This is a genomic window from Microbacterium sp. STRO-2N (genome assembly GCF_057747775.1).
On sequence record NZ_CM173223.1, the window covers coordinates 600,463 to 626,005 of the forward strand.

Annotated in this window: 27 protein-coding genes and 1 tRNA gene; 19 read left to right on the forward strand and 9 right to left on the reverse strand. The window is 70.7% G+C overall.

The window, feature by feature from the left end; all coding sequences use genetic code 11:
• The first annotated feature begins 137 nt into the window (after positions 1-137).
• Positions 138-1,082 carry an aldose 1-epimerase family protein gene (locus AC3ANN_RS02475; protein ID WP_488339435.1) on the forward strand — a complete coding sequence of 315 codons (945 nt, stop codon included), beginning with the start codon at positions 138-140 and terminating at the stop codon, positions 1,080-1,082.
• A gap of 143 nt (positions 1,083-1,225) precedes the next feature.
• Entirely contained in the window at positions 1,226-2,116 is an 891-nt protein-coding gene (locus AC3ANN_RS02480; protein WP_488339436.1) for an RNA polymerase sigma-70 factor, read from the forward strand.
• A 21-nt stretch (positions 2,117-2,137) separates the two neighbouring features.
• Here AC3ANN_RS02480 and AC3ANN_RS02485 read toward each other — a convergent pair whose 3' ends face one another.
• The 4 genes from AC3ANN_RS02485 to AC3ANN_RS02500 all read right to left on the reverse strand — a co-directional run bounded on the left by AC3ANN_RS02485 (position 2,138) and on the right by AC3ANN_RS02500 (position 4,427).
• The gene (locus AC3ANN_RS02485; protein ID WP_488339437.1) at positions 2,138-2,665 is read right to left on the reverse strand and encodes a hypothetical protein; all 528 of its coding nucleotides are present in this window, start codon (positions 2,663-2,665) and stop codon (positions 2,138-2,140) included.
• A gap of 16 nt (positions 2,666-2,681) precedes the next feature.
• The gene (locus tag AC3ANN_RS02490; protein WP_488339438.1) at positions 2,682-3,104 is read right to left on the reverse strand and encodes a DUF4383 domain-containing protein; all 423 of its coding nucleotides are present in this window, start codon (positions 3,102-3,104) and stop codon (positions 2,682-2,684) included.
• Between the two features lie 146 nt (positions 3,105-3,250).
• A complete protein-coding gene (locus AC3ANN_RS02495; protein WP_488339439.1) occupies positions 3,251-3,451 on the reverse strand; it encodes a hypothetical protein in 201 nt (66 codons plus the stop codon).
• Positions 3,452-3,578: 127 nt separating this feature from the next.
• The gene (locus AC3ANN_RS02500; RefSeq protein ID WP_488339440.1) at positions 3,579-4,427 is read right to left on the reverse strand and encodes an SDR family NAD(P)-dependent oxidoreductase; all 849 of its coding nucleotides are present in this window, start codon (positions 4,425-4,427) and stop codon (positions 3,579-3,581) included.
• A gap of 102 nt (positions 4,428-4,529) precedes the next feature.
• Between AC3ANN_RS02500 and AC3ANN_RS02505 the strand changes: the two genes are divergently transcribed.
• The 3 genes from AC3ANN_RS02505 to AC3ANN_RS02515 all read left to right on the forward strand — a co-directional run bounded on the left by AC3ANN_RS02505 (position 4,530) and on the right by AC3ANN_RS02515 (position 5,743).
• Positions 4,530-5,165: an asparagine synthase gene (locus tag AC3ANN_RS02505; RefSeq protein ID WP_488339441.1), complete on the forward strand. Its 636-nt coding sequence runs from the start codon at positions 4,530-4,532 to the stop codon at positions 5,163-5,165.
• A gap of 37 nt (positions 5,166-5,202) precedes the next feature.
• Entirely contained in the window at positions 5,203-5,631 is a 429-nt protein-coding gene (locus tag AC3ANN_RS02510; RefSeq protein WP_488340893.1) for an MmcQ/YjbR family DNA-binding protein, read from the forward strand.
• A 39-nt stretch (positions 5,632-5,670) separates the two neighbouring features.
• Positions 5,671-5,743: transfer RNA gene (locus tag AC3ANN_RS02515), tRNA-Arg, on the forward strand.
• Positions 5,744-6,250: 507 nt separating this feature from the next.
• Here AC3ANN_RS02515 and AC3ANN_RS02520 read toward each other — a convergent pair.
• Complete coding sequence (locus AC3ANN_RS02520; protein WP_488339442.1) at positions 6,251-6,814, reverse strand: TetR/AcrR family transcriptional regulator; 564 nt, start codon at positions 6,812-6,814, stop codon at positions 6,251-6,253.
• 293 nt (positions 6,815-7,107) lie between these two features.
• Between AC3ANN_RS02520 and AC3ANN_RS02525 the strand changes: the two genes are divergently transcribed.
• The 9 genes from AC3ANN_RS02525 to AC3ANN_RS02565 all read left to right on the forward strand — a co-directional run bounded on the left by AC3ANN_RS02525 (position 7,108) and on the right by AC3ANN_RS02565 (position 15,418).
• Entirely contained in the window at positions 7,108-7,845 is a 738-nt protein-coding gene (locus tag AC3ANN_RS02525) for an enoyl-CoA hydratase/isomerase family protein (protein ID WP_488339443.1), read from the forward strand.
• Positions 7,842-8,693, forward strand: coding sequence for a 3-hydroxyacyl-CoA dehydrogenase family protein (locus AC3ANN_RS02530; RefSeq protein ID WP_488339444.1), 852 nt, complete (start codon positions 7,842-7,844; stop codon positions 8,691-8,693). Before AC3ANN_RS02525 ends, AC3ANN_RS02530 begins: the two co-directional genes overlap by 4 nt.
• Positions 8,693-10,780 (forward strand): phenylacetic acid degradation bifunctional protein PaaZ, encoded by a 2,088-nt coding sequence (paaZ, locus tag AC3ANN_RS02535; protein WP_488339445.1) that lies wholly within the window; start codon positions 8,693-8,695, stop codon positions 10,778-10,780. Before AC3ANN_RS02530 ends, paaZ begins: the two co-directional genes overlap by 1 nt.
• A gap of 74 nt (positions 10,781-10,854) precedes the next feature.
• On the forward strand, positions 10,855-11,826 hold the full coding sequence (paaA, locus tag AC3ANN_RS02540; protein WP_488339446.1) for a 1,2-phenylacetyl-CoA epoxidase subunit PaaA: 972 nt from the start codon (positions 10,855-10,857) through the stop codon (positions 11,824-11,826).
• On the forward strand, positions 11,823-12,128 hold the full coding sequence (gene paaB / locus AC3ANN_RS02545; protein WP_488339447.1) for a 1,2-phenylacetyl-CoA epoxidase subunit PaaB: 306 nt from the start codon (positions 11,823-11,825) through the stop codon (positions 12,126-12,128). The genes paaA and paaB overlap by 4 nt, the downstream gene beginning before the upstream one ends.
• Complete coding sequence (gene paaC / locus AC3ANN_RS02550) at positions 12,125-12,964, forward strand: 1,2-phenylacetyl-CoA epoxidase subunit PaaC (RefSeq protein ID WP_488339448.1); 840 nt, start codon at positions 12,125-12,127, stop codon at positions 12,962-12,964. Before paaB ends, paaC begins: the two co-directional genes overlap by 4 nt.
• Positions 12,958-13,449, forward strand: a complete 492-nt coding sequence (gene paaD, locus AC3ANN_RS02555) for a 1,2-phenylacetyl-CoA epoxidase subunit PaaD (RefSeq protein WP_488339449.1) — start codon at positions 12,958-12,960, stop codon at positions 13,447-13,449. Before paaC ends, paaD begins: the two co-directional genes overlap by 7 nt.
• On the forward strand, positions 13,449-14,639 hold the full coding sequence (paaE, locus tag AC3ANN_RS02560) for a 1,2-phenylacetyl-CoA epoxidase subunit PaaE (protein ID WP_488339450.1): 1,191 nt from the start codon (positions 13,449-13,451) through the stop codon (positions 14,637-14,639). Before paaD ends, paaE begins: the two co-directional genes overlap by 1 nt.
• An 8-nt stretch (positions 14,640-14,647) precedes the next feature.
• The gene (locus AC3ANN_RS02565) at positions 14,648-15,418 is read left to right on the forward strand and encodes an enoyl-CoA hydratase/isomerase family protein (RefSeq protein ID WP_488339451.1); all 771 of its coding nucleotides are present in this window, start codon (positions 14,648-14,650) and stop codon (positions 15,416-15,418) included.
• Positions 15,419-15,446: 28 nt separating this feature from the next.
• Here the strand turns inward: AC3ANN_RS02565 and AC3ANN_RS02570 are convergent, their stop codons facing one another.
• From AC3ANN_RS02570 to AC3ANN_RS02585, 4 genes are all read right to left on the reverse strand, one after another.
• On the reverse strand, positions 15,447-16,334 hold the full coding sequence (locus AC3ANN_RS02570; RefSeq protein ID WP_488339452.1) for a zinc-ribbon domain-containing protein: 888 nt from the start codon (positions 16,332-16,334) through the stop codon (positions 15,447-15,449).
• Between the two features lie 28 nt (positions 16,335-16,362).
• Complete coding sequence (gene dinB / locus AC3ANN_RS02575) at positions 16,363-17,559, reverse strand: DNA polymerase IV (protein ID WP_488339453.1); 1,197 nt, start codon at positions 17,557-17,559, stop codon at positions 16,363-16,365.
• Between the two features lie 70 nt (positions 17,560-17,629).
• Positions 17,630-18,016, reverse strand: coding sequence for an MmcQ/YjbR family DNA-binding protein (locus AC3ANN_RS02580; RefSeq protein WP_488339454.1), 387 nt, complete (start codon positions 18,014-18,016; stop codon positions 17,630-17,632).
• 64 nt (positions 18,017-18,080) lie between these two features.
• A complete protein-coding gene (locus AC3ANN_RS02585) occupies positions 18,081-18,932 on the reverse strand; it encodes an SMP-30/gluconolactonase/LRE family protein (protein WP_488339455.1) in 852 nt (283 codons plus the stop codon).
• 131 nt (positions 18,933-19,063) lie between these two features.
• On the opposite strand from AC3ANN_RS02585, the gene AC3ANN_RS02590 reads away from it, so the two are divergent.
• From AC3ANN_RS02590 to AC3ANN_RS02610, 5 genes are read left to right on the forward strand one after another with little or no spacing between them, the layout of a single operon-like run.
• Positions 19,064-21,403, forward strand: a complete 2,340-nt coding sequence (locus AC3ANN_RS02590) for a glycoside hydrolase family 3 N-terminal domain-containing protein (RefSeq protein ID WP_488339456.1) — start codon at positions 19,064-19,066, stop codon at positions 21,401-21,403.
• Positions 21,400-22,386, forward strand: a complete 987-nt coding sequence (locus tag AC3ANN_RS02595) for a sugar phosphate isomerase/epimerase family protein (protein WP_488339457.1) — start codon at positions 21,400-21,402, stop codon at positions 22,384-22,386. The genes AC3ANN_RS02590 and AC3ANN_RS02595 overlap by 4 nt, the downstream gene beginning before the upstream one ends.
• Positions 22,383-24,095 carry a dihydroxyacetone kinase family protein gene (locus AC3ANN_RS02600; RefSeq protein ID WP_488339458.1) on the forward strand — a complete coding sequence of 571 codons (1,713 nt, stop codon included), beginning with the start codon at positions 22,383-22,385 and terminating at the stop codon, positions 24,093-24,095. Before AC3ANN_RS02595 ends, AC3ANN_RS02600 begins: the two co-directional genes overlap by 4 nt.
• Positions 24,092-24,586, forward strand: a complete 495-nt coding sequence (locus AC3ANN_RS02605; RefSeq protein WP_488339459.1) for a ribose-5-phosphate isomerase — start codon at positions 24,092-24,094, stop codon at positions 24,584-24,586. Before AC3ANN_RS02600 ends, AC3ANN_RS02605 begins: the two co-directional genes overlap by 4 nt.
• Complete coding sequence (locus tag AC3ANN_RS02610; protein WP_488339460.1) at positions 24,586-25,539, forward strand: 3-hydroxyacyl-CoA dehydrogenase family protein; 954 nt, start codon at positions 24,586-24,588, stop codon at positions 25,537-25,539. The genes AC3ANN_RS02605 and AC3ANN_RS02610 overlap by 1 nt, the downstream gene beginning before the upstream one ends.
• Positions 25,540-25,543 lie beyond the last annotated feature (4 nt).

A 25,543-nucleotide genomic window follows, 5' to 3' on the forward strand; every position in this document is an offset into this window, starting at 1 on the left:
CGGCAGCGTCGCGCGGCGCGGGTTCCGGTCACGGAACCGCGCCGCGCTCGCCGCCTTCTGCCGCACGGACCTCTGGGAGCGATCCCGGTAGCCTGATCTGCGGCGTACTTCACCCGATCTCCAGAGGACTCCCCGACATGGCTCGCACCCCCGCATCCGGAACCCAGCACGCGCTCCGCGCCGGAGACTACGAGGCCGTCATCGCGAGCGTCGGAGCGACGCTCCGCTCGCTCACGCACCGCGGCCGCGACCTCGTCGTGCCGTTCGACGCCGACGAGGTGCGCCCGGCGCACCGCGGGGCGACGCTGGCTCCGTGGCCGAACCGCATCGTCGATGGGAAGTACTCGTTCGGCGGGCGCGAGTTCGAGCTGGCGCTCACCGAACCTGCGCGCTCGCACGCGCTGCACGGCCTCGCGACCTGGCTCGACTTCGAGGCCGTCGACAAGGGGCCCGACCACGTCACGCTCGCGGCGGTCGTCCAGCCGCAGACGGCGTACCCGTGGCGGATCATCGTCACCACGCGCTTCGAGCTCGGCCCCGACGGGCTCACCCAGTCGGTGACCGCCCGCAACGAGAGCACCGAGCCGGCTCCCTGGGGTACCGGCCCGCACCCGTACCTCGTCGCGGGCGAGGGCCGCGTGGACGACTGGACGCTCGAACTCCCGGCGGAGCAGGTGCTCGCCGTGACGCCCGACCGCCTGATCCCGACCGAGCTCGTCGCGGTCGATGCCGACGACCCCGAGCGGTTCGACTTCCGCGCCGCGCGTCGCATCGGCACGGCCGAGATCGACCACGCCTACAGCGGGATCGCGCGCGACGCCGATGGCTTCGCCACGGTGCGGCTGACGGATGCCGGGGGCACGGGCGTCGCGATGTCGTGGGACTCCGCCTGCCCCTGGGTGCAGGTTCACACCGCCGACAAGCCCGAGCCCGCGCAGAGCCGGCTGGGCCTCGCGGTCGAGCCGATGACGTGCGCCCCCGACGCGTTCAACGCCTCCCGCTATGCGTACGACGCGGGTCTCATCGTGATCGAGCCCGAGGCATCCGCCACGGCCTCCTGGCGCATCGCCGCGATCGCCTGAGACCCGTTTCGCCGGCGGGTGTCACACCGCCGGTCCGGCCGGTGTCTCCATGTTCAAGGAACCATCTTGGAGGAGACGTGACCGGAAGCACCCCGCGCTCCGGGGGCAGAGACCGACACCCCGACCGTCGTAGGCTCGGCGGCATGAGCACTCCCGCGAGCGCCGTCGACCCCTTCGTCGAGCACCGCGGCCTGCTGTTCACGGTCGCTTACGAGATGCTGGGGTCGGCGGCCGACGCCGAAGACGTGCTGCAGGAGTCATGGCTGCGCTGGGCCGACGTCGACCGCGACACGGTGCGCGACGAGCGTGCGTACCTCGTGCGCATCGTCACGCGGCAGGCGCTCAACCACCTCCGCTCGGTGTCTCGCCGTCGCGAGGACTATGTGGGGGAGTGGCTCCCTGAGCCGCTCCTCACGAGTCCCGACGTCGCCGAGGATGTCGAGCTCGCCGAGAGCGTGTCGATCGCGATGCTCACCGTGCTCGAGACGCTGGCGCCCACCGAGCGCGCGGTGTTCGTGCTGCGGGAGGTCTTCGACGTGCCGTACGACGAGATCGCCGAAGCCGTCGACAAGTCGCCAGCCTCGGTGCGGCAGATCGCGCACCGCGCGCGCGACCACGTCGCCGCCCGGCGCCCACGCGTGCAGGTGGCGCGGTCGGAGCATGCGGAAGTGGTCGCGAAGCTGGCGCAAGCCGTCAACACGGGCGACCTGCAGGCGCTGATGGACGTGCTCGCACCCGATGTCGTCTCGGTCGCCGACGGCGGCGGTCGCGTGCGCGGAGCGGCGCGCCGGCCGGTCGTGGGCGCGGAGAAGCTCGCGAGGTACCTGATGCACGGGGTGGCGAAGTACGCCGGCCGCATGACGCTGTCGCCCATGCTCGTGAACGGGCAGCCCGGACTGCGCGTGGAGGTCGACGGCGAGATCGCCGGCGCCGTGACCGTCACGGTCGAGGACGGCAAGGTGAGCCGCATCTACTCGATCGCGAACCCCGAGAAGCTCGACCACCTCGACGCCGAGACGTTCCTCAGCCGCTGAGCCCGGTGCGTCGCCGGCGCATCACGGCTCGTGGTGTCGCGGCTCGGTGACGCCGTGGGTGCCGTGGTGCGGTGAATGCCGCGCGACCTCGGTCGCGGCGAGCGCGGGCGACGCGATCGCCGCGACGACCACCGCTGCGGCGAACAGCGCCGTGAGGCGGAGGGGCGCCTCATCCGTCGTCGTCTCCCGCGCGCGCAGGCGCATGGCGCACGCCAGTGCAGCGACGACGAGGAGAGCCGATGCCGCGGCCACCGCCACCGCGCTGATCCGGGCCGGGTCGATCGCCAGCGTCACTGCTGCCGCCCCCATCCCGGCGAGCGCCCCACCGACGCCCAGCCGCGGCACGACGGGTCGTCCGCGTGCGAGTGACGAGACGCCCCAGGCAAGGGCGCCGGCGCCGAAGGCGACGAGCGCGAGGCCGGCCCCCCGGGCGACCCCGTCGCTGTTCAGCATCCCGGCGCCGAGCGCGATCTGCAGGAGCCCCGCGCCCCACGCAGCGACCGCACCGACCGGGGTGGCGGTGGCGGCGAGCGCAGGGGCGGGGGTCACGACATCCCGCAGATGCTCAGACGGTGCGCGTGTCGCGCGTCGTCGCGCGCTCGCCGCGCTCCGCGCCCAGTCCGACACCGAGCAGCACGAGGGCGCTGACCAGATGCAGGAAGTGGTCGGCGGTGTTCAGCGCGAGGATGTTGAGCGCCGATCCTTCGATGAAGAACCCGACAATGCCGACCAGCAGGTACACGGCGCCTACCACGATGTTGACCATCTTCGCGGCCCTGACCGACCTCAGCCCTCCGATCAGCAGCGCCGCGCCGATCAGCAGATGCACGATGTTGTGCAGCGGGTTCACCTCGAAGATGCCCAGCAGCAGGCCGCCGTCGGTCGCGGCGAAGTCCACGCCGGCGCTGGCGAGGAATCCGAGTAGGCCGACGAGGAGGTAGACCGCGCCGAAGATGACTGCGACGAGGCGGTTGGGTGACGAGCTCATAAGAGTTCTCCTGTTCTGTGTGCGGCGGATGCCGCGTGCATGTGTCGATTCGGACACGTCTTCTGCGATACGCCCCGAGCGCGAAGGGCCCCGACGTATCGGAGCCCTTCGCGCTCACGGCGGTGGTCACGCCATGAGATGCGGGCTCATGTCTCGTCCCGCAGGTCTTCCTTGAGGTCGTTGCGCGCCTTCACCGAGTCGCGCTCGGCCTCGGCCTTCTTGACCTCGGACTCGGCCTTCATCTCGTCGACCTTGTCGCCGATGCGGTCGGTGGTGTCTTCCCACGTGTCCTTGACCTTCTCGCCCATGGCCTTGGCTGTCTCCTTGGCGTCGTCCATGAATCCCATGCGGTCTCTCCTCTCGTGAGGGGCGTGAGGGTGACGCTACGGAACACGCTGTCTCGCGACACGGGGCTTGCGCCGGGCGGATCCGCTTGCTAGGCGCCATCGGCCCGGCTCGGCGAGCACGCCCGCGTCAGCGGACGGGCGTCGTCGTGTCGATCGCGTCGCGCAGCGGGCGTCGCATCGCCGCCCAGTAGCGCGTCGGCGCCAGGCGCACGAGCACATCGACGAGCCGCGACTCGCGCCCGATCATGGTGCGGGGACGGCGCCGGACCGTCGCGTCGACGATCCGGGCCGCGGCATCCGTCGGTTCCGTGTGGTACATCGCCGCCTGTGCAGCGGCTGCCCGCTGCGCGATGGCGGGATCGATCGCAGCGGCGTAGCGGCCGTGCAGGATGATGCCCGTCTTGACGCCGGCGGGATAGATCGCGCCGACGGTCACCGTCGAGCGCTCCAGCTCGTGGCGCAGCGACTCGGTGAACCCGCGCACCGCGAACTTGCTCATCGCGTACGGGATGCGGCCCGCCGGCGCGGCGAGACCGTAGATCGACACGAGGTGGGTGATGTGCGCGGCGGGCGCTCGCCGCAGTGCCGGCAGGAGCGCCTGGGTGATGCTGACGGTCCCCCACAGGTTGACGTCCATCAGCCAGCGCATCTCTTCCAGGGTGAGCTGGTCGATGCTTCCGAGCATGGACGATCCGGCGCACGTGATGAGGGCCTGGAGGTGGGGGTGGGATGCCTCGAGCTCGGCGGCGACGGCGGCCACGGCGTCGTCTTCCGTGAGGTCGACGACGTGCGTCGTGTGGCCCGAACCGTCGAGCACCGCAGCGACGGCCGCGAGGCCCTCCGCGTTGCGGTCCACGAGCGCGACGCGGGCGCCCCGGGCCGCGAGCTGCTTCGCGACCTCGGCGCCCATGCCGGCCGCTGCGCCCGTGACGACGGTCGTCTTTCCGCGGACATCCAGCCGCTGCATCCTCGCCATGTCCTGCCTCTCGTCGCCCCGCGCGCCCTCGCGCCGGCCGCCGTTCGATTCTCGCCGACTCGGGAGAGCCCCGCGGACGCTAGCCTTTTCGAGGGAGGTGCGATGGGCAAGACCGCGGAGGCGATCGCCGAAGGCGTGTCCATCGCGTCCGCCGCCGCGCGCCTCACGATCCGCAACCGCATCCTCGTCGACACGATCGCCAACGACGAGCCGTTCGACGTCGCCGGGTTCGGGCCGTTCGCGCGCGAGACGCTCCTCTCGCTCGCCGAGGAGCAGGAGGCGGCGGCCGAGCTCGCCAAGCGCCAGCGCAAGAAGGCGTGGGGCAAGTTCAGCGATCCCGACGGCACCCACGATTACCGCGACCGCGACACGCGCAACCTCCGCAAGCGCCACCGGCAGTACATCGGCGTCGCCAAGGAGCTGCGCCGCATGGCCGACGACCCCCACGTGGTGCGCACCCTCGTGGAGCAGTCGCGCGACGCGGCGTGGGGCGACGTCGAGGCGAACCTGCAGCGCCGTCTGCGGGTCGAGGGCATGCGCCCCGAGCTCGATCCCGACTACGAGCGGATGCGCGCGGCCCGCATGCAGTCGATCCGCCTCGTCGACCTGCCCCGCCTCGCCTCGCACCGGCGCCGTGCGGGCGAGGGCGCTGAGACGACGGATGCCGAGCCCGCCGTGGTCGACGAGGCGCCGGCGCGTCGCGTCTCGGGCATCGACGCGAGCGAGCTCGATTCCTGACAGCGTCGGCGGTGCGGGCTACGCTCGCGGCGTGGACATGGACGCCGCCTCGGGGCACGCGATGCTGTTCCCACCCGAGCATCCGCTCGCGGTGCGGGTGCGCGAGCTCTGCGCGTCGTATCCCGAGGTTGCCGAGGTGATCTCGCACGGCCGGTGCACGTTCCGTGCCGGCAAGCGGCAGTTCGCAATCGTCGGCGCCGCGCACGACGACGCGGGGGCTGTCCTGTTCATCCCCGACGACCTCGAGCGCCCCGTGCTGCTCGACCGCGACGACGTGTTCGTGCCGCCGTACGAGGGCGCCTACGGCTGGCTCGCGTTGCGCGTGGAGGCCGACTCCGGGGACTGGGAGCTGCTCGCCGAGCTCATCGACACGTCGTACCGCCGGGTCGCGCTGCAGCGCCAGCTGCGCGCACTCGACGCCGCTGCCGGAGGCAGCGGTCCCGATTCGCGCCGGGGCCGGGCGTGAGGTATTCTGGACGACGTTGTGCGCGCGAGCGAGCAACATGCGCCCGTAGCTCAATGGATAGAGCATCTGACTACGGATCAGAAGGTTAGGGGTTCGAGTCCCTTCGGGCGCGCACTGTGTTGAGACAGTAACCGGAAGAAGCCCCCGATCGGGGGCTTCTTCTATTTCTGGGGCAGGACGTCTCGGACGACGACTCCTGCCGCTGCCGCTGCCGCCCGACCCCGGTCTCTCGCTGCTCAAGACAGTTCGCACGACGGCGAGAAATGGGATCAGGGCGACATCGTCACCTTCGGCTTCACGCGCCCCAACTCGGGCAACGTCACCGAGACCGGCGTCGTGATCACGGGCCCGATCACGAAGACACCGAGTGGCCCTGAGCCCCTCGTCGTCACGGGCGGCACGGTCGCGGCCTGGGTGCTTGTGGCAGCCGGAGGTCTCGTCGTCGTCGGCCTGAGTCCGATGGCGGTCCCACGTTGCCGGTCCAGTGGCCGAAGATGGGAGTCGACTCGCGCCGAGCCGGGGGAGCAGGGGAAGCCCGACGGCGGGCCACCACTGCGGCAGCGTCACGGGAGCGAACTCGTGCGGCCCCTCGAGACCGAGCCGCCGTCGATCGCGTCGCTCAGGTCGCCGCCGGCACCTCGGGTGAACGCAGTCCGTCCATCGCTGTCGCGAGCACGATCGAGGCCATCGCCTCGATGCCCACTTCGCCTTCGGGCCGGTACCACTCCGCGACGGAGTTCACCATTCCGAAGATCAGTCGCGTCGCGACAGCGGCGTCGATGTCGTCCCGGAGGAGATTCGCCTGCTGCGCTGTCCTGACCACTTCGGTCACCCGGTGGTCGAAAATCCTTCGTCGTTCGAGCGCCCGCATCTCGACAGGGCTGTTTCCGCGTACCCGCAGCAGCAGCGTGACATACGGAAGTTTCTCGATCAGGACGGTGACACCCCCGCGGATGACGAGCGCCAGGCGGTCGGCCGGTGACTCCGAGACGGCGTGGGAATGCTCGAGCACCCGTTCCAGCCCGGTCAGCGCCTCATCCAGTGCAAGGTCGAGGATCTGCTCCTTCGATTCGAAGTGATGGTAGAGCGCCGATTTGGTCAATCCGAGACGCTCCGCCAGATCGGCGACGGATGTCGCGTCGTACCCCTTCTCGTTGAAGAGCTGAACCGCGACGTCGAGCACCTGCGCGCGCTCGTAGCCCGGGCGTCCCCGACGCGCGCGCCCCGCGCTCACGTCATTCTGCGCAGCGGTCGTCATCGCAATCCTTCCGCCGCCCGATCGCGTGTCGGGCCGCTCGTCGGACTCCAGTCTGCCCGACGACATTGCATTGCACCCGGAGGCGTGGCATATTACTGAACGATCGGTCGGCAAAGCGGATCGATGCGTTCCTGCTCTGCGAAGCGAGAGGATGACGATGTCGGACGCGGATCTCGTCGGCGTCGGTCGAAGCGCCGCGATGCTCGTGGAGCACGCCGGTGCCTGAGCCGGTGCGCGTCGAGCGCCTGAAGGACCGGGTCGTGGTGACCCTCGACCGCCCCGAGGTGCGCAACGCGATCGACCAGGCGATGATCGACGGACTGCACCGGGTGTGCGCCGAGCTCGAAGCCTCGCCGCGCACGCTCATCCTCACGGGCGCCGGGGGCGTCTTCGCCTCGGGCGCCGACATCGCGCAGCTGCGCGACCGCACCTCGGATGATGCGCGCAGGGGCATCAACACCACCGCTTTCCGCCGCATCCGCATGCTCCCGATGCCTGTCATCGCCGCCGTCGACGGGTACGCACTCGGGGGCGGCGCCGAGCTCGCCTACGCGGCCGACATCCGCATCGGCACTCCGTCGGTCAGGTTCGGCAATCCCGAGACGGGTCTCGGAATCATCGCGGCGGCGGGCGCGACGTGGCGACTGCCCGAGATCGTCGGTGATGCCCGGGCCGCGGAGCTGCTCTTGACAGGGCGCCTGATCGGCGCTGACGAAGCCCTCGCCTGGGGGCTGCTGTCTTCCATCCACGCCTCCGACGAGGTGCTCGGTGCGGCGCACGCGATCGCCGACCGCATCGCGGCGAACGATCCCCGTGCCGTTCGATACACCAAGCGAGCCCTTCTCGCGGGCGCCGACGCGCATCCGCGCATCGAGCTGGAGCTGCAGGCCGAGCTGTTCGACTCGCCGGAGAAGCACCGTCGCATGACGGCGTTCCTCGAGAGGAAGAAGCCATGAGCGCTCCCCGGTCCGTCGGAGTCATCGGCGGGGGACGCATGGGTGCGGGGATCGCGCACGCGTTCGCGCTGGCCGGCTCGCGCGTCACGGTCATCGAGCGCGACGCCGACAGCGCAGCGGCCGCGACGGCCCGGGTACGGACGTCGCTCGCGCGCGCGGTGGAGAAGGGTGCGGCCGTGCGACCGCTGACCGCATTGACGGATGCCGTCACCACCGGGACCGATCTCGCAGCGCTGAGCGGCTCCGACCTCGTCATCGAAGCCGTCTTCGAAGACCGTGACGTCAAGATGGATGCCCTCAGCCGGGCGGAAGCGGTGCTCGACGCCGACAGCGTGCTCGCCAGCAACACCTCGTCGATCTCGATCGACGATCTCGCCTCGGCGCTCCAACGCCCGCACCGATTCCTCGGCCTGCACTTCTTCAACCCGGTCCCGGCCTCCGCCCTCGTCGAGATCGTCATCGGCTCGCGCACCGATCCCGAACTCGAGCAGGAGGCGCGGCGCTGGGTCGCCGCGCTCGAGAAGACGCCCGTCGTGGTGCGCGACTCGCCGGGCTTCGCGTCGAGCCGCCTCGGCCTCGCGCTCGCTCTCGAAGCGATCCGGATGGTGGAGGACGGTGTGGCGAGCGCGAACGACATCGACACGGCGATGGAGCTCGGCTATCGGCATCCCGTCGGCCCGCTGCGCACCACCGACATCGTCGGGCTCGACGTCCGGCTGGGGATCGCCGAGGAGCTTCACGCGACGCTCGGCGACCGCTTCGCGCCGCCGGAGCTGCTGCGGCGCATGGTCGCCGACGGTCGCCTGGGACGCAAGAGCGGCCATGGATTCTACGAATGGAGCCAGTGATGCACGACATCCTTCCCAGCTACGTGCAAGGCCGGTGGTGGAGCCCGGCCGAGGGGGCGAACGCGGTGGAGGTGCGCGACGCCTCCACGGGTGAGATCGTCACGCGCCTCAGCACCGAGGGCCTCGACCTGGGCGGGGCGCTGGACTATGCGCGCTCCGTCGGCCAGCGCAGCCTCGGCGCGCTCTCCTTCCACCAGCGCGCGGTGCTGCTCAAGCAGTTCGCCCTGGCGCTCACGGAACGCAAGGACGAGCTCTACGCACTCTCCAAGCACTCGGGTTCGACGGTTCGCGACTCGCTGAGCGACGTCGACGGCGGGATCGGCGTGCTGTTCACCTACTCCTCGAAAGGCCGCCGGGAGCTGCCGAACGGACAGGTCTACGTCGACGGTCCACCCGAGCCGCTCTCGAAGGACGGGAGCTTCCTCGGTCAGCACGTCTACACCCGCCTGCCGGGCGTGGTCGTGCAGATCAACGCGTTCAACTTCCCGATGTGGGGCGCGCTGGAGAAGTTCGCACCGGCGTTCCTCGCCGGCATGCCGACGCTCGTCAAACCCGCGAGCCCGACCGCGTACATCGCCGAGGCGTGGGTGCGCATCCTCGTGGAGACGGGCCTGCTCCCCGACGGGGCGGTGCAGCTGGTGGCAGGCGGCGTGCCCGACCTGTTCGAGAACCTCCGCCTGGGCGACCTCGTCGGCTTCACCGGCAGCGCGGCGACGGCTGAGCGACTTCAGGCACAGTGCCCCGACGGCGTCCGCTTCACGCGCGAGACCGATTCGATCAACGCCTCCATCCTCGGCACCGACGCCGTGGCGGGAACCCCCGAGTTCGATGCGTACGTCAAGCAGCTCTTCGTCGAGCTGACCACGAAGGCCGGACAGAAGTGCACGGCCATCCGTCGCGCGATCGTGCCCTCCGGTGCGGTGGAGGCGCTCGTCGCGGCTGTCGGCCAGATGATCGCCGATCGAGTGGTGCTCGGCGACCCGCACTCCGACACGGTGACCATGGGACCGCTCGTGTCCATCGCGCAGCGCGACGAGGTGCTCAGCCAGGTGGCCAGGCTCCAGGAGGCGGGCGGACGAATCCTCCTCGGCTCGACCGAGGCGCCGGAGATCACCCGAGCGGACGACTCGACCGGTCCCGCCCCCGACGGTGCTTTCGTGGCGCCGATCCTCGTCGGCTTCGACGACCCGACCGCCGCGGCGGTGCACGAGGTGGAGGCCTTCGGCCCGGTCGCGAGCATCCTGGCCTACGACACGCTCGCGGAGGCGGCCGATCTCGTCGGCCGGGGTGGCGGCTCACTCGTGACGAGTGTCGCGACGCATGATCCTGCCGTCGCGGTGGACCTGCTCGCCCGTATCGGGGCGTACAACGGCCGCGTGCTGTTCCTGAGCCGCGAGAACGCCCGCACCTCGACCGGACACGGGGCGCCCGTTCCGCACCTCGTGCACGGCGGGCCGGGACGCGCCGGCGGCGGGGAGGAGCTCGGCGGCATCCGTGCTGTGCTGCATCACATGCAGCGCACCGCGGTGCAGGGCTCGCCCGAGATGCTGACCGCTATCACCGGGGTCTGGCACGCCGGCGCCGCGGCCGACTCCACGAGTGTGCACCCGTTCCGCAAGTCGCTGGCCGACCTGCGCATCGGCGACCAGGTGCGCTCCGAGACGCGGGAAGTCACCCTGGCCGACATCGAGACGTTCGCGAACTTCACGGGCGACCTGTTCTATGCGCATATGGACGAGGAGGCGGCCGCGGCCAACCCGTTCTTCCCCGGACGCGTCGCCCACGGATACCTCCTCGTCTCGTGGGCCGCGGGCCTGTTCGTCGATCCGGCTCCGGGTCCGGTGCTGGCGAACTACGGGCTCGAGAACCTGCGATTCCTCACTCCGGTGTCGCCGGGGGATCGCATCCGCGTGACCCTGACGGCGAAGGAGATCACACCTCGTGAGACCGACGAGTACGGCGAGGTGCGGTGGGACGCGGTGATCCACAATCAGCGCGACGAGATCGTCGCGCAGTACGACGTGCTGACCCTCGTGGCGAAGCAGCCTGTCGACCGCGCCGGCGCCACCGAGCCCGTCGGTGCGTGACCGCGTGTCATTGCGACCGCGATCCGAGCGAGGTAGACTAACTGAACGAACGGTCTGTAATTGAGGAGTCGAGGATGACTGCAGCACCCGACCTCTCCGCGCCGGCGGAGGATGCCGAAGGTCAGGCCGCATTCGACGCCCTGATCGCCGCCGATCAACGCGTCGAGCCGCGGGACTGGATGCCGCCGGCCTATCGCAAGACGCTGATCCGGCAGATCTCGCAGCACGCGCATTCCGAGATCATCGGCATGCAGCCCGAGGGCAACTGGATCACGCGTGCCCCGAGCCTCAAGCGCAAGGCGATCCTGATGGCGAAGGTCCAGGACGAAGCAGGGCACGGGCTGTACCTGTACTCGGCCGCGCAGACCCTCGGCATCACGCGTGACGAGATGACGGAGCAGCTCATCGAGGGCCGTGCGAAGTACTCGTCGATCTTCAACTATCCGGCGCCGACGTGGGCCGACATGGGCGCGATCGGCTGGCTCGTCGACGGCGCCGCGATCTGCAACCAGGTGCCCCTGTGCCGCGCGTCGTACGGTCCGTACGGCCGGGCTATGGTGCGGATCTGCAAGGAGGAGTCGTTCCACCAGCGGCAGGGCTTCGAGATCCTCCTGACCCTCATGCGCGGGACGCCTGCGCAGCAGAAGATGGCTCAGGATGCCGTGAACCGCTGGTACTGGCCGAGCCTCATGATGTTCGGGCCGCCCGACGACCAGTCGCCGAACTCGGCGCAGTCCACCGCGTGGAAGATCAAGCGCTTCTCGAACGACGAGCTGCGTCAGCGCTTCGTCGGCATGCTGGTGCCGCAGGCCGAGGTGCTCGGTGTCACGCTCCCCGACCCGAACCTGCGGTGGAACGACGCCACCGGGCAGTACGAGATGAGTGAGATCGACTGGACCGAGTTCCATGACGTGCTCGCAGGACGGGGCCCCATGAACGCCGAGCGAATCCGTCATCGTCGCACCGCGCACGAGGACGGTGCGTGGGTGCGCGAGGCAGCGGCGGCGTACGCGCGCAAGCAGAGCGCCAAGGCGGTGGCGGCATGACGACGCCCGGAGCATCCGACCGCGAGACGTGGCCGCTGTACGAAGTGTTCGTGCGCCCGGGCCGCGGGCTCAGTCACGTCCACGCTGGGTCGCTGCACGCACCCGACGCCGAACTGGCGCTCCGCAACGCCCGCGACCTCTACACGCGGCGCGGCGAAGGCACTTCGGTGTGGGTCGTCCCCGCGGCCGCGATCACGACGAGCGACCCCGACGCGAAGGGCGCGTTCTTCGAGTCCCCGGCCGGCAAGAACTACCGTCACGCGAGGTACTACACCGCATCCGAGGGGGTGCCTCACCTGTGAGCACGCACCTCGAGACGGATTCCGATCCGCACGGCGACGTCACCGTCGACAGTGTCGAGCTGTCGGAGGAGCTCGCCGGCGCAGAGGGGCGCGCCACCAGCGCGGACGTGGCCGAGTACGCCCTGTGGCTCGGTGACGACGCCCTCATCCTCGCCCAGCAGCTCTCGTGGTGGATCGCCCGGGCCCCCGAGCTCGAAGAGGACCTCGCGTTGGCCAACATCGCGCTCGACATCCTGGGGCATGCCCGCTCGCTTCTGCGATACGCGGGCACCTACGACGGCCGCACCGAGGACGACCTCGCCTACTTCCGGGACGAGCCGGAGTTCCGCACCGCCTGGCTGTTCCAGCAGCCCAACGGCGACTTCGCGCAGACGATCGCGCGCCAGCTGGCGGCATCCGTCTACCAATTCGAGTTGTACACGGCGCTGCAGGCCTCCGGCGACGCCACGCTCGCAGCCATCGCGGCCAAGGCGGTGAAGGAGGTCGAGTACCACCGCGACCATGCCGTCCAATGGACGCTGCGCCTCGCCGGCGGGACGAGCGAATCGCGCGAGCGAATCATCCGCGCATTCGGCGACGTGTGGCCGTACGTGGACGAGCTCTTCCGCGACGAGGAGCTCATCGACGCGCTCGATGGCATCGCGGTACGCCCCTCATCGCTTCGAACGGCGTTCGACGCCGTCATCGACGCGGTCTTCGCCGAGGCCGAGCTCGAGCGGCCGACCGTCCCGCCCTCGATCGGCGGCGGCCGCCACGGCAGGCACTTCTCCACTCTCGGCTACATCCTCGCCGAGATGCAGGTGCTCGCCCGACAGCATCCCGGTGCGACATGGTGACCGGCATCACGACGTCTCAGCGCGCGTGGGATGTCGTCGCGGCGGTGACCGACCCGGAGGTCCCGGTCCTCACGATCGAGGACCTCGGCATCCTCCGAGACGTGGCCACGAATGAGGGACACGTCACCGTCACGATCACGCCCACCTACTCCGGGTGCCCCGCGATGGCGACGATCCGCGACGACATCACCCTCGCACTCACCGCCGCCGGATACGAGCACGTCGACGTGCTGATGACGCTCACCCCGGCGTGGACCACCGACTGGATGACCGACCAGGGCAAGCGCAAGCTGGAGCGGTACGGCATCGCTCCGCCGACCGGCACGCGTCCTGCGGGTCCGATCAAGCTGCAGCTGGCGGTCCGCTGCCCGCGATGCGGATCGCTGGAGACACGGGAGGTCTCGCGCTTCGGGTCGACGTCGTGCAAGGCGCTGTACGAGTGCCGAGCCTGCCTCGAGCCGTTCGACCACTTCAAGGTGCACTGATGCCCGCGGTGAACATCGGCCGACCCGCCGCGTCCGATTCGGCGACGCAGATCGCCGAGGCGTTCCTTCAGAGCACCGTGGGCGGTCCGGCGGGCGCGGAGCGCAAGCGCGCCGCGTTCCACTCCCTGCGTGTGGCGGAGGTGAGATCGCTGACGCCGGACTCCGTCGAGGTGACCTTCGACGTTCCCATCGAGCTGCACGACGACTACCGCTACCTCCCGGGCCAGTACGTGGCGCTGCGCACCCGGCTGGACGGTCAGGAGGTGCGCCGCTCCTATTCGCTGTGCCGGCCACCGGGGCAAGGATCGATCAGCGTCGCCATCAAGCGCGACATCGGCGGGCGGTTCTCCACGTGGGCGCAGACCGAGCTCCGGCCCGGCCAGACCCTCGACGTGATGAGCCCGCAGGGCACCTTCACCTCGTCGTTGGAGGCACTCGAGGGCGCCCGCGTCGCCGGGATCGCCGCGGGCTCGGGGATCACCCCGGTGATGGCGCTGGCGTCGACGATCCTCGCCCGCTCGGAGACGTCGATCTTCACGCTGGTCTACACGAACCGGTCGGCGCTCGACGTGATGTTCCTGGACGACTTGTCGGATCTCAAGGACCGCCACCCGACGCGGCTGGTCGTTCACCACGTGCTCTCGCGCGAGCAGCGTTCGTCGCCCGTGCTCTCCGGACGCATCGACGAGGAGAAGCTCCGGACGATCCTCGATCGCCTGGTGCTGCCCGAGACGATCGACGAATGGTTCCTGTGCGGCCCGTTCGAGCTCGTGCAGCTGTGCCGCGACACCCTCGAGGACATCGGCGTCTCGAAGGATCACGTCCGATACGAGCTCTTCACGACGGGCGCGGAGAACCGCCCGCGCGGCAACGACGGCCGACCCGTGGTGGTGCGCGCCGACGAGCCGGTCTTCACGATCGACTTCACGCTCGACGGTCAGGCGGGAACCGTGAGGAGCCCCGTGAGCGCGCGCGAGACCATCCTCAACGCCGCTCTGCGGATCCGTCCGGATGTCCCGTTCGCCTGCGCCGGCGGGGTCTGCGGCACCTGCCGAGCCCGCCTCGTCGCCGGCTCGGTGAACATGACGGAGAACTACGCGCTCGAGCCCGATGAGCTCGAACGCGGGTATGTGCTCACGTGTCAGTCACACCCGACGTCCGACAGGGTCGTCGTCGATTACGACGTCTAGGAGAACAGGTGATCGAGCTGCTCATCGACGACGCGGTCGCGCACGTCACGCTGAACAACCCCGACAAGCTCAACGCTCTCGACGAGCAGGCGGTTCGCGACCTCGGCGCCGCTTACACGGAGGCCGAGAACGCCGGCGTCCGCGCGCTCGTCCTCCGAGGCGAGGGTCGCGCGTTCTGCGCCGGCCGGGACATCTCGGGCGTGGATCCGCGCGACGACGACGTCATCGGCTACCTCGACGGGCTGGTCACCCCTGTGCTCAAGCAGATGTCCGCGTTCCCCGCGCCCACGTTCGCCGCGGCGCACGGGGCGTGTCTGGGCGTCGGCCTGGGGCTGCTCATCGCCACCGACGTCGTGTACGTCGCCGAGAACGCGAAGATCGGCTCCCCGTTCGCGGCACTGGGCGCGACCCTCGATTCCGGCGGGCACGCGCTCTTCTACGAGCGCCTCGGCGCTCACAAGACGCTCGACCTCATCTACACCGGTCGGCTGATGACCGGCGGCGAAGCCGTCCAGTCCGGGCTCTTCTCCGCTGTCTACCCCGCGGACGAGGTGAGGTCGGCCGCAGAACAGGCGGCGGCGCGCGCCGCCACCGGGGCGACGGTCGCGTTCCGGGCGAGCAAGGCGCTGATCGCACGCCTCCGGGATGAGCGGCTCGGGCTGTGGTCGTCCATGTCCGCGGAGAATGCTCTGCAAGCGCGTCTGTGCGCCACCGACGACTACCGCGAAGGATTCGCCGCGTTCCAGGAGAAGCGGACTCCCACATTCCGCGGGGTGTAGCCGACGTCTGGCCGGACGGTCGCGGAGATCACGTCAGGTACGGATCGACGAGCAGCCGGCCGCGGATACCGCGCAGCGTGTCGATGACACGCCCGAGCTGCGTGCGACTCCAGGCTGTCATCTGCAGGTCGTAGGGGCCGAGCGGTTCGAGCCTGCCGGTGCGGATGCGGATCACCTCCCACTTCGCGGCCCGCAGCACGCGGTCCTTGCGGCGATCGGCGGCCTCGCGCTTGCCGACGTGCTCGAGACCGTGGCGGCCCGTGCTGTCGTACTCGATCGCGACGCGCAGCTCCGGGAGCAGGATGTCGGGCCACACCTCGACGTGATCGAAGAACGGGCGCGCCACCCGCACCGCGTTGAGGCCCTGCGTCACCGAAAGACGTGCGAACAGGTCGGCGCGCAGCTGCGTCTCGATCGCGGAGGCGGGCTTCGGCGCGCACTCCGACACGAACGCTTCTCCGACAGGCAGATCGGGGGTCTTGGGGCACAGCTCCCGCTTCTGCCGCGGCTTCCTCGGCCTCAGAACCGTGCGCTCGATCGGGGATGCGATCGCGGCCGGGACGGGGGAGCCGGCGGGGGTTACGACGTCGCGCATCGGCAGAGCCCGGACGGGCCGCGCGAGGTCGGCGCACTCGGGGCACCACGCCGAGCGGCGGCGCTCCCGCCCCGGCCGGTTGCGCTGCTCGCCGGGAGTGGCCGCGAACTTGTGTCCTGCTTCGCACTGCCACAGCAGGAGCACGTCGGCCGCGGGCGGGATCTGACTCAGGACGATGCCGGCGTTGAGCTCGGGGTGGTACTGGCGGATCAGCGCGGGGAACGGCGCCCACGCCTCCCGATAGCTCCCGACCGGGTAGGGCACCTCGGCGCCCTTGGAGAACTGGCGGCGCGCCCACCACAGTTCCACACGCTCCGGCATGCGAGCAGGGTAAGCGTGGCCGGCGACATCACTCGTGCTCGGGCAGGACGGGCGTCGACCATCCCGGGTCGCGGCCGAGCTGCGCGGCCCGGGCGACGGAAGCGGCGCCGAACCGATCGCGCACCGCATCGAGCACTGTGTCGAGGCGGGCTCCGTCATCCCAGTCGATCGGAAGCTCCGGCTGGATGCTGTCGGCCCGACCGAGCTGCGACAGCGAGACGCCGATCAGCGTGATGCCGCGCTCCACGATCTCGGGCTGCGCGGCGGCGAGCAGCACGCGCGCGACCTCCAGCAGCATCGCCGTGCGGTCGGTCGGGAAGCGCAGGGTTCGAGACCGCGTGGCCTTCGCGTAGTCGCCATAGCGCAGGCGCAGCACGACGGTGCGGCAGACGCGGTCTCGCTCGCGCAGACGGCGGCCGAGTCGGTCGACGATCTGCGTGAGGAAGAGATCGAGCTCTTCGGCCGTGCGCGGCCGATTGCCGAGCGCCCGCTGAGAGCCGATCGATCCTCGGCGTTTCGTGGTGTCGACCGGGCGCGGATCTCGCAGTCGCGCGAGCGCGTGCAGGTGGGCGCCCGTCGCCTTTCCGAGCAGCCGTTCGGCGGTCGCTGCTTCGAGCTCGGCCAACTGACCGACGGTGCGGATGCCGAGCCCGTGCAGTTTCTCGGCGGTCGCGGCGCCCACGCCCCAGAGCCGTTCGACCGGCAGCGGGAGCAGGAACGACTCCTCCTGCTCGGGTTCGACGACGAGCAGACCGTCGGGCTTGCTCACCGCGCTCGCGACCTTGGCGAGGAACTTCGTGCGGGCGACGCCGACCGAGATGGGCAGGCCGACGTCGGCGCGGACTCTTTCACGCAGCCGCACGGCGATCTGCTCGGGCGATCCCGCGATGCGGCGGAGACCTCCGACCTCGAGGAACGCCTCATCGATGGAGAGCCCCTCCACCAGCGGCGTCGTATCGCGGAAGACCTCGAACACGGCACGGCTCGCTTCGGAGTACGCCTCCATCCGGGGCGGCACGATCACGGCATCCGGGCACAGTTCACGCGCCTGCCGGCCGCCCATCGCGGTGCGCACCCCGCGTGCCTTCGCCTCGTAGCTCGCCGCCAGCACCACGCCCCCGCCGACGATGACGGGCCGTCCACGCAGGGCCGGGGCATCCCGCTGCTCCACCGACGCGTAGAAAGAGTCGAGGTCTGCGTGCAGCACGGTCGCCTCAGCCCGCATGCCGCCCTCCCGCCGGTCCCCGTTCCCCGCGAGGATCGTCGCACGCACCACGGACACACCGGCCGCTGCGTCACCACCTGTCGCGGGCGAAGATCGCGGGATCGACAGGCCGGATGCCGCGGGGGAGTCGCTCGACGACGAGCAGGTACGAATCGGTGACCAGGTCCTCGAGGAGCGCTTCGTCGGTCGGTCCGCCGGGCCTGACGGTGATCCAGTGCCTCTTGTTCATGTGGTACCCCGGCGTGATGTCGGCGTAGGCCTCGCGGAGGGCCTTGGAATCCTCCGGGTCCGCTTTGAGCGTCACGATCGGCTCGCCGGCGAGGACCGTCAACAGCATGAAGACCCGGCCCCGCACCTTGTAGACGTCCCACTCGGGGCCGAACGGGTGCTCCAGCCCGGCACCGGGCAGTTCGTCGGCTCGCGCGCGTGCGCGGTCCTGCAACGCGTCGCCTTCCACCGGCCACCTCCGGCTCTCACGCTACCCGGCAGCGGTGGAGCGTCGTCGGCCGCGGGATGCCGTGTCAGCCGCCGAACGCGTGCACCGGCGCGCCGCGCACCCCGGTCGCGACAGCGAACAGGCCACCCGCCTCGGGCTCCGGGTCGGCGAGACCCTGGCGCGACGTCGTGATGTAGAGGGTGCGGCGGGCGGGGCCTCCGAACGCGCACGACGTGACGTTCACCGTGGGCAGGGGGATCGTGACGTCGAGCGCGCCCGACGCCGTGTACCTGCGCACCGCGCCACCGCCCCACATCGCGACCCAGACGCCGTCGTCCTCGTCGATCGACATGCCGTCCGGCATGCCACCCGTGCCGCTGAAGCGGACGAACGGGCGGCGCTCGCCGAACCGTCCCGTCGCGAGGTCGAAGTCGTAGGCCCAGATCACCCCCTCGCGGGTGTCGGCGTGGAGTGCGGTCTCGCCGGAAGCTGTCCAGACGAGCCCGTTCGGGATCGTCACGCGCTCCATGGCCACATGGATCGTGAGATCGGGATCGAGGCGGTACACACGCCCGCCGTCCGGACGGGTGTCGTACGCCATGCTCCCGCAGTAGAAGCGGCCGGCCGCGTCGCACGCGCCCTCGTTCATGCGGAAGCCGGAGTCCGAGAAGGCCGGGATCTCCTTCGTGATCGCCAGCACGTCGTCGGTGAGCGCGAAGCCGCGCTCGGTCGCGACCACGTAGCCGCCGCCCCCGCGGGCACGGATCACGGCCGCCACATCGGAGACGTGCGAGCGTCGCAGCGCGGTGCCATCCCACGACATCACGTCGCCGCGCAGCATGTCGACGAAGCGGATGCCGCCGGTCGCGGCATCCCAGAATGCGCCTTCTCCGTGGAACACACCCGCCGTGTCGTCCGACACCAGCTCGGCCTTCATGCAGTCCTCCCGGGTTGCCGCCCGAGACTCGCACGAGCCTGGTCGGGCGAGGCTTGGCAACGTTGTAAATCGAAGCTACCCTGAACTCCAGAATTGTTGCTACAGAAAACAAATAAATCGGAAGGTCGAGGATGACACAGCCGACCGAGGTCGTCACCGCGCCGGTGTGGGCCGATCCCACGGCAGACATCGAGTCTCGCGTCGAGGCGCTGATGGCTGAGATGACGGATGCCGAGAAACGGGCGCAGCTCGGCAGCCACTGGGCAGACAAGCGCGACTCGACGCAGATCATCGCGCCCATGCAGGACGTGCTGTCGAAGGGCCGGCCGCCGTTCGAGGAGGCGGTATCGGACGGCATCGGGCACCTGACCCGCGTGTTCGGCACGGCCCCGGTGACCGCGCGGGAGGGCATGGAGAAGGTGCGTGATTCGCAGCGGCACCTGCTGTCGGGCACGCGCCTCGGGATCCCGGCGATCGTGCACGAGGAGTGCCTGACCGGCTTCACGACGCTCGGCGCGACCGTCTACCCGACGCCGATGGCATGGGCGGCGACCTTCGATGCCGAGCTGGTACGCGAGATGGCGCACGCGATCGGCTCCGACATGGGCGCGGTCGGCGTGCACCACGGGCTCTCGCCCGTGCTCGACGTCGTGACGGACTACCGCTGGGGGCGCGTCGAGGAGACCCTCGGCGAAGACCCGTACGTGGTCGGCACTCTCGCCACCGCGTATGTCGAGGGCTTGCAGGACGCCGGCGTCATCGCCACCCTCAAGCATTTCGCAGGCCACGCCACCTCGCGTGGGGGTCGCAACCACGCGCCGGTGTCGATGGGGGAACGGGAACTCCGCGACCTCGTGCTGCCGCCGTTCGAGATGGCTGTGCGCGTCGGCGGCGCCAAGAGCGTCATGAACTCCTACACCGAGCTCGATCGCGTGCCCGCAGCGGCCGACCGCCGGCTGCTCACCGATCTGCTGCGCGGCGAATGGGGGTTCGACGGCACGGTCGTGTCGGATTACTGGGCGGTCGCGTTCCTCAAGTCCAAGCACGGCGTGGCCGAGACGATGGCGGATGCCGGACGTCTGGCGCTGCACGCGGGCATCGATGTCGAACTCCCCGACATCGCGGCCTACCGACTCCTCGCCGAGGCCGACCCCGACCCGGCGCGCACGCGCGCCGACATCGACACGGCTGTGCGGCGGGTGCTGCGGCAGAAGATCGAACTGGGCCTGCTCGACGATGGCTGGAGCCCGGCCGAGCCCGTCGACGTCGATCTCGACAGTGCGCACAACCGCGACATCGCCCGCCGTCTGGCCGAGGAGTCGATCGTCCTGCTCGACAATCGGCGCGGCATCCTGCCCCTCGCGCCCGGCATGAGGCGGATCGCGGTGATCGGGCCCTGCGCGGACGATCCCGGAGCGCTGATGGGCGCGTACTCGTACCCGATCCACGTGATGCCCCGTCATCCCGAAATGGGCCTCGGCATCGACGCGACGACCATCCCGGATGCGCTGCGTGCGGCCGTTCCCGGGACCGAGGTCGTCGTAGAGCACGGCTGTCCTCTCGTCGGGCCTGCGCATGAGCGGCAGATCGCGCACGCGGTCGTGGCCGCGGGATCCAGCGATGTCGTGGTCGCCGTCGTCGGAGACCGCGCGGGGATGTTCGGCAAGGGCACGTCGGGGGAGGGCTCGGACGCGCCGAGCCTCGACCTGCCGGGTGACCAGGGCCGCCTGATCGAGGCGCTGCTGGCGACGGGGAAGCCGCTCGTGCTCGTCGTGCTGTCGGGCCGCCCGTACGCCCTCGGCGCCTACGCCGGCCGTGCCGCGGCGATCGTGCAGGCGTTCCTTCCGGGCGTCGAGGGCGCGGCCGCCATCGCCGGCGTCCTCACCGGCGTGGTCAACCCGAGCGGGCATCTGCCGGTGCAGATCCCGCGCACGAACGGGGCGCTGCCGCACACCTACCTCGCTCCGCCGCTCGGTCAGGACGGCGATCGCATCAGCAGCCTGTCGATCGCGCCGGCTTTCCCGTTCGGGCACGGCCTGTCGTACACGACGTTCGAGCTCGGCGACGTCCGGGTCGACCGGCACGAGCTCCGCAGCGACGGCACGGTCGTCGCGTCGGTCACCGTTGCCAACACCGGCGATCGGGCCGGCGCGACCGTGGTGCAGCTGTACAGCGCCGACCCGGTGGCCCAGGTCACGCGTCCCGTGCAGCAGCTCGTCGGCTACGCCCGGGTGTCGCTCGAGCCGGGGGCCGAGGCATCCGTCTCGTTCGAACTGCACGCCGACCGCTTCTCGTTCACGGGACTCGCACGCCGCCGGATCGTCGAGCCCGGCATCGTGCACCTCACGGCGGGACTCTCGCTGACGGACGTGACCGCGCCGGCTTCCCTGAAGATCCTCGGGCCGGAGCGCGTGGTGGACGAACCCGTGCTGGTGACCGGGGTGCGTGTCGAACGGGGGGATGCCGCATGACCGGCCTCACCGCGGACGACTGGCCCATCGCGGCCGCCGCCCTGCCCTTCGCCGGCCGCACGCCCGACGGGCGCACGATCGCACAAGCCGGACCGGACGAGTGGGCGCGCACGCTGACCGAGATCGCCGATGCCGGCTTCGACCGCGTCGACCTCACCGACTCGTGGCTGCGGGTCGCCGACCTGGACGACGAGGGTCTGCGCGATCTCGCGGCCGTCGCCGGCGAGGCGGGAGTGACACCGACGTCGATCTCGGCGATCCGCTGCAGCGTCATCGATCACGCCCACGGCGACGAGAACCTCGCCTACAGTCACCGGACACTCGATGCCGCCGCGGCGCTCGGCATCGAGACGGTGTCGTTCGGCCTGCACCAGGCGCTGACCCCGCAGCAGCAGGAGCAGCTGTGGTTCTGGACGGTGCCCGGCCACCAGGACGACCCCGCCGACTGGGACCTCGCGGTGAGCCGGCTGCAGGAGCTCGGTCGTCACGCGGCCGAGCTCGGCATCCTCGTCTCGCTCGAGATGTACGAGGACACCTTCCTCGGCACCGCAGACTCCGCCGTCCGCCTCGTCGAGGACATCGGCCGTGACAACGTCGGGCTGAACCCCGACATCGGCAACCTCGTGCGGCTCCACCGGCCGATCGAGCCCTGGTGGGAGCTGGTCGAGAAGACCCTGCCGTACGCCAACTTCTGGCACGTGAAGAACTACGCGCGCGACGAGGACGCCGCGCGCAGCGCGTACTTCGCGGTGCCGGCGCCCATGCAGTACGGGCTGATCGACTACCGTCGCGCTTTCCGGTACGCGATCGGGCACGGGTTCCAGGGCGTCATCTGCGTCGAGAACTACGGCGGCGACGGCCTCAGCGTGTGCGCCGACAACCGGGAGTACCTGCGCCGGCACGTGCTGCCCAAGCGGGAGGGATACGCGCTCGGCACGAGCAGGGTGCGTCAGCCCCGGCACGTTCGGGGAGGGGCACGATGACGCGCCTCCACAACGACCCCGTCGACTTCGTGCCGCAGGCGCTCGCGGGCTTCGTCGCCGCGCACGGCGACCTCGTGCGCGCCGTCGACGGCGGCGTGGTGCGTGCGGCCCCCGCGGCACGAGGGGCGGTCGCCCTCGTCGTCGGCGGCGGGTCGGGCCATTACCCGGCGTTCGCGGGCGTCGTGGGCACGGGCATGGCGGCCGGGGCGGTGTGCGGCAACGTCTTCACGTCGCCGTCGGCCGGGCAGGCGTACCGCGTCGCGAAGGCGGCCCATCGGGGCGGCGGAGTGCTGTTCAGCTACGGCAACTACGCGGGCGACGTGCTGCACTTCGGAGAGGCCGAGACTCGGCTGCGCGACGAGGGCATCGATGCGCGCACGGTGCTGTGCACCGACGACATCGCGAGCGCACCTCTCGACGAGCTCGATCGGCGCCGCGGCATCGCGGGCGATTTCGTCGTCTTCAAGATCGCGGGCGCCGCGGCCGAGCGCGGCGATCCGATCGACGAGGTCGAGCGACTCGCCCGTCTCGCGAACCATCGCACGCGCACCCTCGGGGTGGCGTTCGGCGGCTGCACGTTCCCCGGCGCCGACGAGCCGCTGTTCACGGTCCCCGACGGCATGATGTCGATCGGTCTCGGCATCCATGGCGAGCCCGGCATCCGCGACGTGCCGCGCACGGACTCCGCCGAGCTCGCCGCGACGCTCGTCGGCTCGCTCCTCGCCGACGTGCCCGAGCAGCGCGGCGATCGCGTCGCCGTCATCGTCAACGGCCTCGGCACGGTCAAGTACGAGGAGCTGTTCGTGCTGTACGGGGATGTCGCGGCCGAGCTGCAGTCGGCGGGCGTCACCGTCGTGCAGCCGGAGGTCGGCGAGCTCGTGACGAGTCTCGACATGGCCGGGGCATCCGTCACCCTCTTCTGGCTCGACGACGAGCTGGAGCCCCTGTGGGCCGCCCCCGCGTACACGCCTGCCTACCGCAAGGGCTCGGTCGAGGTCACCGCCGTGGCGGATGCCGGCGGCGAGGCGTTCTCGGCCGAGCAGGTCGAGAAGGCGCCGGAGGCGACGGTGTGGTCGAAGGACGCGGCGGCGATGGCGCTCGTCTACCTCGACGCAGCTCAGGCCGCGGTCCACGAGCACGAGGCCGAGCTCGGGCGCATCGACGCCATCGCCGGCGACGGCGACCACGGGGTCGGCATGCGCACGGGCATCGACGCGGCGCGCGAGGCGGCAGACCCCGACGCGGGCCTGCGCGAGATGTTCGCCGCCGCCGGTGACGCGTGGAGCGAGCGCGCCGGCGGCACCTCCGGGGCGCTGTGGGGCTCGATGCTGGTCGCGATCGGGCGCGCGCTCGACCGCGAGGGCGACGAGCTGCGCATCACCGCCGCCGATGCCGCCCGGGCGGCGCTCGAGGCGGTGACCTCCCGCGGCGGCGCCCACGTGGGCGACAAGACCATGGTCGACGCGCTCGACCCCTTCGTGCGGACGCTCGATGAGCACCTCGCCTCGGGCGACGGGCTCGCCGACGCGCTCGCCGCGGCAGCCCGCGCCGCCACCGACGCGGCTGCGGCCACGTCCGCCCTTCGGCCCGCCCTCGGCCGCGCCCGTCCCCTGGCCGAGAAGAGCCTCGGCCACCCCGACGCCGGCGCCACGTCGCTGGCGCTGATCGCCACGGCGATCGCCGAAACCACGCGAAAGGAAGCTCGATGACCGACCTCCTGCGCATCGTCGTCGGAAGCGACGATGCCGGCTACGAGTACAAGACGGCCCTGAAGGCCCTGCTCGAGAGCGACCCGCGCGTCGCGGCGGTGTCGGACGTCGGCGTCGCCGGCGACGAGCACACCGACTATCCGCACGTCGCCGTCGAAGCCGCGCGCCGGGTCGCCGCCGGTGAGGCCGACCGCGCGCTGCTCATCTGCGGCACTGGGCTCGGCGTGGCCATCTCGGCCAACAAGGTTCCCGGCATCCGTGCCGTCACGGCGCACGACAGCTACTCGGTCGAGCGCTCGGTGCTCAGCAACAACGCGCAGGTGCTCACGATGGGGCAGCGTGTGATCGGCCTCGAGCTGGCGAAGCGTCTCGTCTCGGAGTGGCTCGGCTACCGGTTCGACCCGGCCTCGTCATCGGCCCCGAAGGTCGCGGCCATCGAGTCGTACGACCGCGCGGCCGGTGCCGGCGACGGCGACGGGGAGGCCTGCTGATGGCGCGGATCGCCGTCGTCGGCAGCGGGTACATGGGCGGCGGCATGGCGCAGGTGTTCGCACTCGCCGGGCACTCCGTCACCCTGGCGGACGTCACCGCCGAGGTCGCCGCCGCGAACCTCGACCGGGTGCGCGCCGAGACCGAGCAGTTCGAGCAGCAGGGGCTGTTCCCCGCGGGCGCCGCCGAAATGGTCGCCCGGAACCTCACCGCCGCAGCGAGCATCGAAGAGGCGGCGACGGATGCCGAGTTCATCGAAGAGGCTGTGCCCGAGCGCATCGAGATCAAGCATCAGACGCTCCGGCGCATCTCGGAGGCCAATGCCGACGCGATCATCGGCAGCAACACGTCGACCATCTCGATCACGCGCCTCGCCGAGCCCGTGGTGAAGCCCGAGCGGTTCCTCGGCGTGCACTTCTCGAACCCCGCGCCGTTCGTGCCGGGCGTCGAGATCATCCCGCACCCCACGACCGCCGAGACGGCCATCGCCGCGGTGGAGCAGCTGCTCGAGGAGAGCGGCAAGATCGGCGCCCGTGTGAAGGACGCGACCGGGTTCGTGCTCAATCGGCTGCAGTACGCGCTGTTCCACGAGGCGACGCAGCTCGTCGACGAGGGCGTCGCCACTCCGGAGGACATCGACGCGATCGTGCGCTCGACCTTCGGGTTCCGCCTGCCCTTCTTCGGGCCGTTCGCGATCGCCGACATGGCGGGGCTCGACGTCTACGCGTTCTGCTACGCGTCGCTCCAGGAGGAGTTCCCCGAGCGGTTCGCGACGCCCGCGATCCTCGCAGAGCGGGTCGAACGGGGCGAGCTGGGCACGAAGACCGGCGGGGGATTCCGTGCGATCGACCCGGCGCGGATCCCCGAGCTCGTCGCCTACCGCAACCGTGCATACGCGAAGATGAAGGAGCTCCTCGAGGAGCTCGGACCTTCACCTTTCGACGAGCCGGTATAGGAGA

Coding starts and splice junctions, on each gene's coding strand:
- AC3ANN_RS02475 (WP_488339435.1), top strand. CDS start 138: ATGGCTCGCACCCCCGCATCCGGAACCCAGCACGCGCTCCGCGCCGGA.
- AC3ANN_RS02480 (WP_488339436.1), top strand. CDS start 1,226: ATGAGCACTCCCGCGAGCGCCGTCGACCCCTTCGTCGAGCACCGCGGC.
- AC3ANN_RS02490 (WP_488339438.1), bottom strand. CDS start 3,104: ATGAGCTCGTCACCCAACCGCCTCGTCGCAGTCATCTTCGGCGCGGTC.
- AC3ANN_RS02495 (WP_488339439.1), bottom strand. CDS start 3,451: ATGGGATTCATGGACGACGCCAAGGAGACAGCCAAGGCCATGGGCGAG.
- AC3ANN_RS02500 (WP_488339440.1), bottom strand. CDS start 4,427: ATGGCGAGGATGCAGCGGCTGGATGTCCGCGGAAAGACGACCGTCGTC.
- AC3ANN_RS02505 (WP_488339441.1), top strand. CDS start 4,530: ATGGGCAAGACCGCGGAGGCGATCGCCGAAGGCGTGTCCATCGCGTCC.
- AC3ANN_RS02510 (WP_488340893.1), top strand. CDS start 5,203: ATGGACGCCGCCTCGGGGCACGCGATGCTGTTCCCACCCGAGCATCCG.
- AC3ANN_RS02530 (WP_488339444.1), top strand. CDS start 7,842: ATGAGCGCTCCCCGGTCCGTCGGAGTCATCGGCGGGGGACGCATGGGT.
- paaZ (WP_488339445.1), top strand. CDS start 8,693: ATGCACGACATCCTTCCCAGCTACGTGCAAGGCCGGTGGTGGAGCCCG.
- paaA (WP_488339446.1), top strand. CDS start 10,855: ATGACTGCAGCACCCGACCTCTCCGCGCCGGCGGAGGATGCCGAAGGT.
- paaB (WP_488339447.1), top strand. CDS start 11,823: ATGACGACGCCCGGAGCATCCGACCGCGAGACGTGGCCGCTGTACGAA.
- paaD (WP_488339449.1), top strand. CDS start 12,958: ATGGTGACCGGCATCACGACGTCTCAGCGCGCGTGGGATGTCGTCGCG.
- paaE (WP_488339450.1), top strand. CDS start 13,449: ATGCCCGCGGTGAACATCGGCCGACCCGCCGCGTCCGATTCGGCGACG.
- AC3ANN_RS02570 (WP_488339452.1), bottom strand. CDS start 16,334: ATGCCGGAGCGTGTGGAACTGTGGTGGGCGCGCCGCCAGTTCTCCAAG.
- dinB (WP_488339453.1), bottom strand. CDS start 17,559: ATGCGGGCTGAGGCGACCGTGCTGCACGCAGACCTCGACTCTTTCTAC.
- AC3ANN_RS02585 (WP_488339455.1), bottom strand. CDS start 18,932: ATGAAGGCCGAGCTGGTGTCGGACGACACGGCGGGTGTGTTCCACGGA.
- AC3ANN_RS02590 (WP_488339456.1), top strand. CDS start 19,064: ATGACACAGCCGACCGAGGTCGTCACCGCGCCGGTGTGGGCCGATCCC.
- AC3ANN_RS02595 (WP_488339457.1), top strand. CDS start 21,400: ATGACCGGCCTCACCGCGGACGACTGGCCCATCGCGGCCGCCGCCCTG.
- AC3ANN_RS02600 (WP_488339458.1), top strand. CDS start 22,383: ATGACGCGCCTCCACAACGACCCCGTCGACTTCGTGCCGCAGGCGCTC.
- AC3ANN_RS02605 (WP_488339459.1), top strand. CDS start 24,092: ATGACCGACCTCCTGCGCATCGTCGTCGGAAGCGACGATGCCGGCTAC.
- AC3ANN_RS02610 (WP_488339460.1), top strand. CDS start 24,586: ATGGCGCGGATCGCCGTCGTCGGCAGCGGGTACATGGGCGGCGGCATG.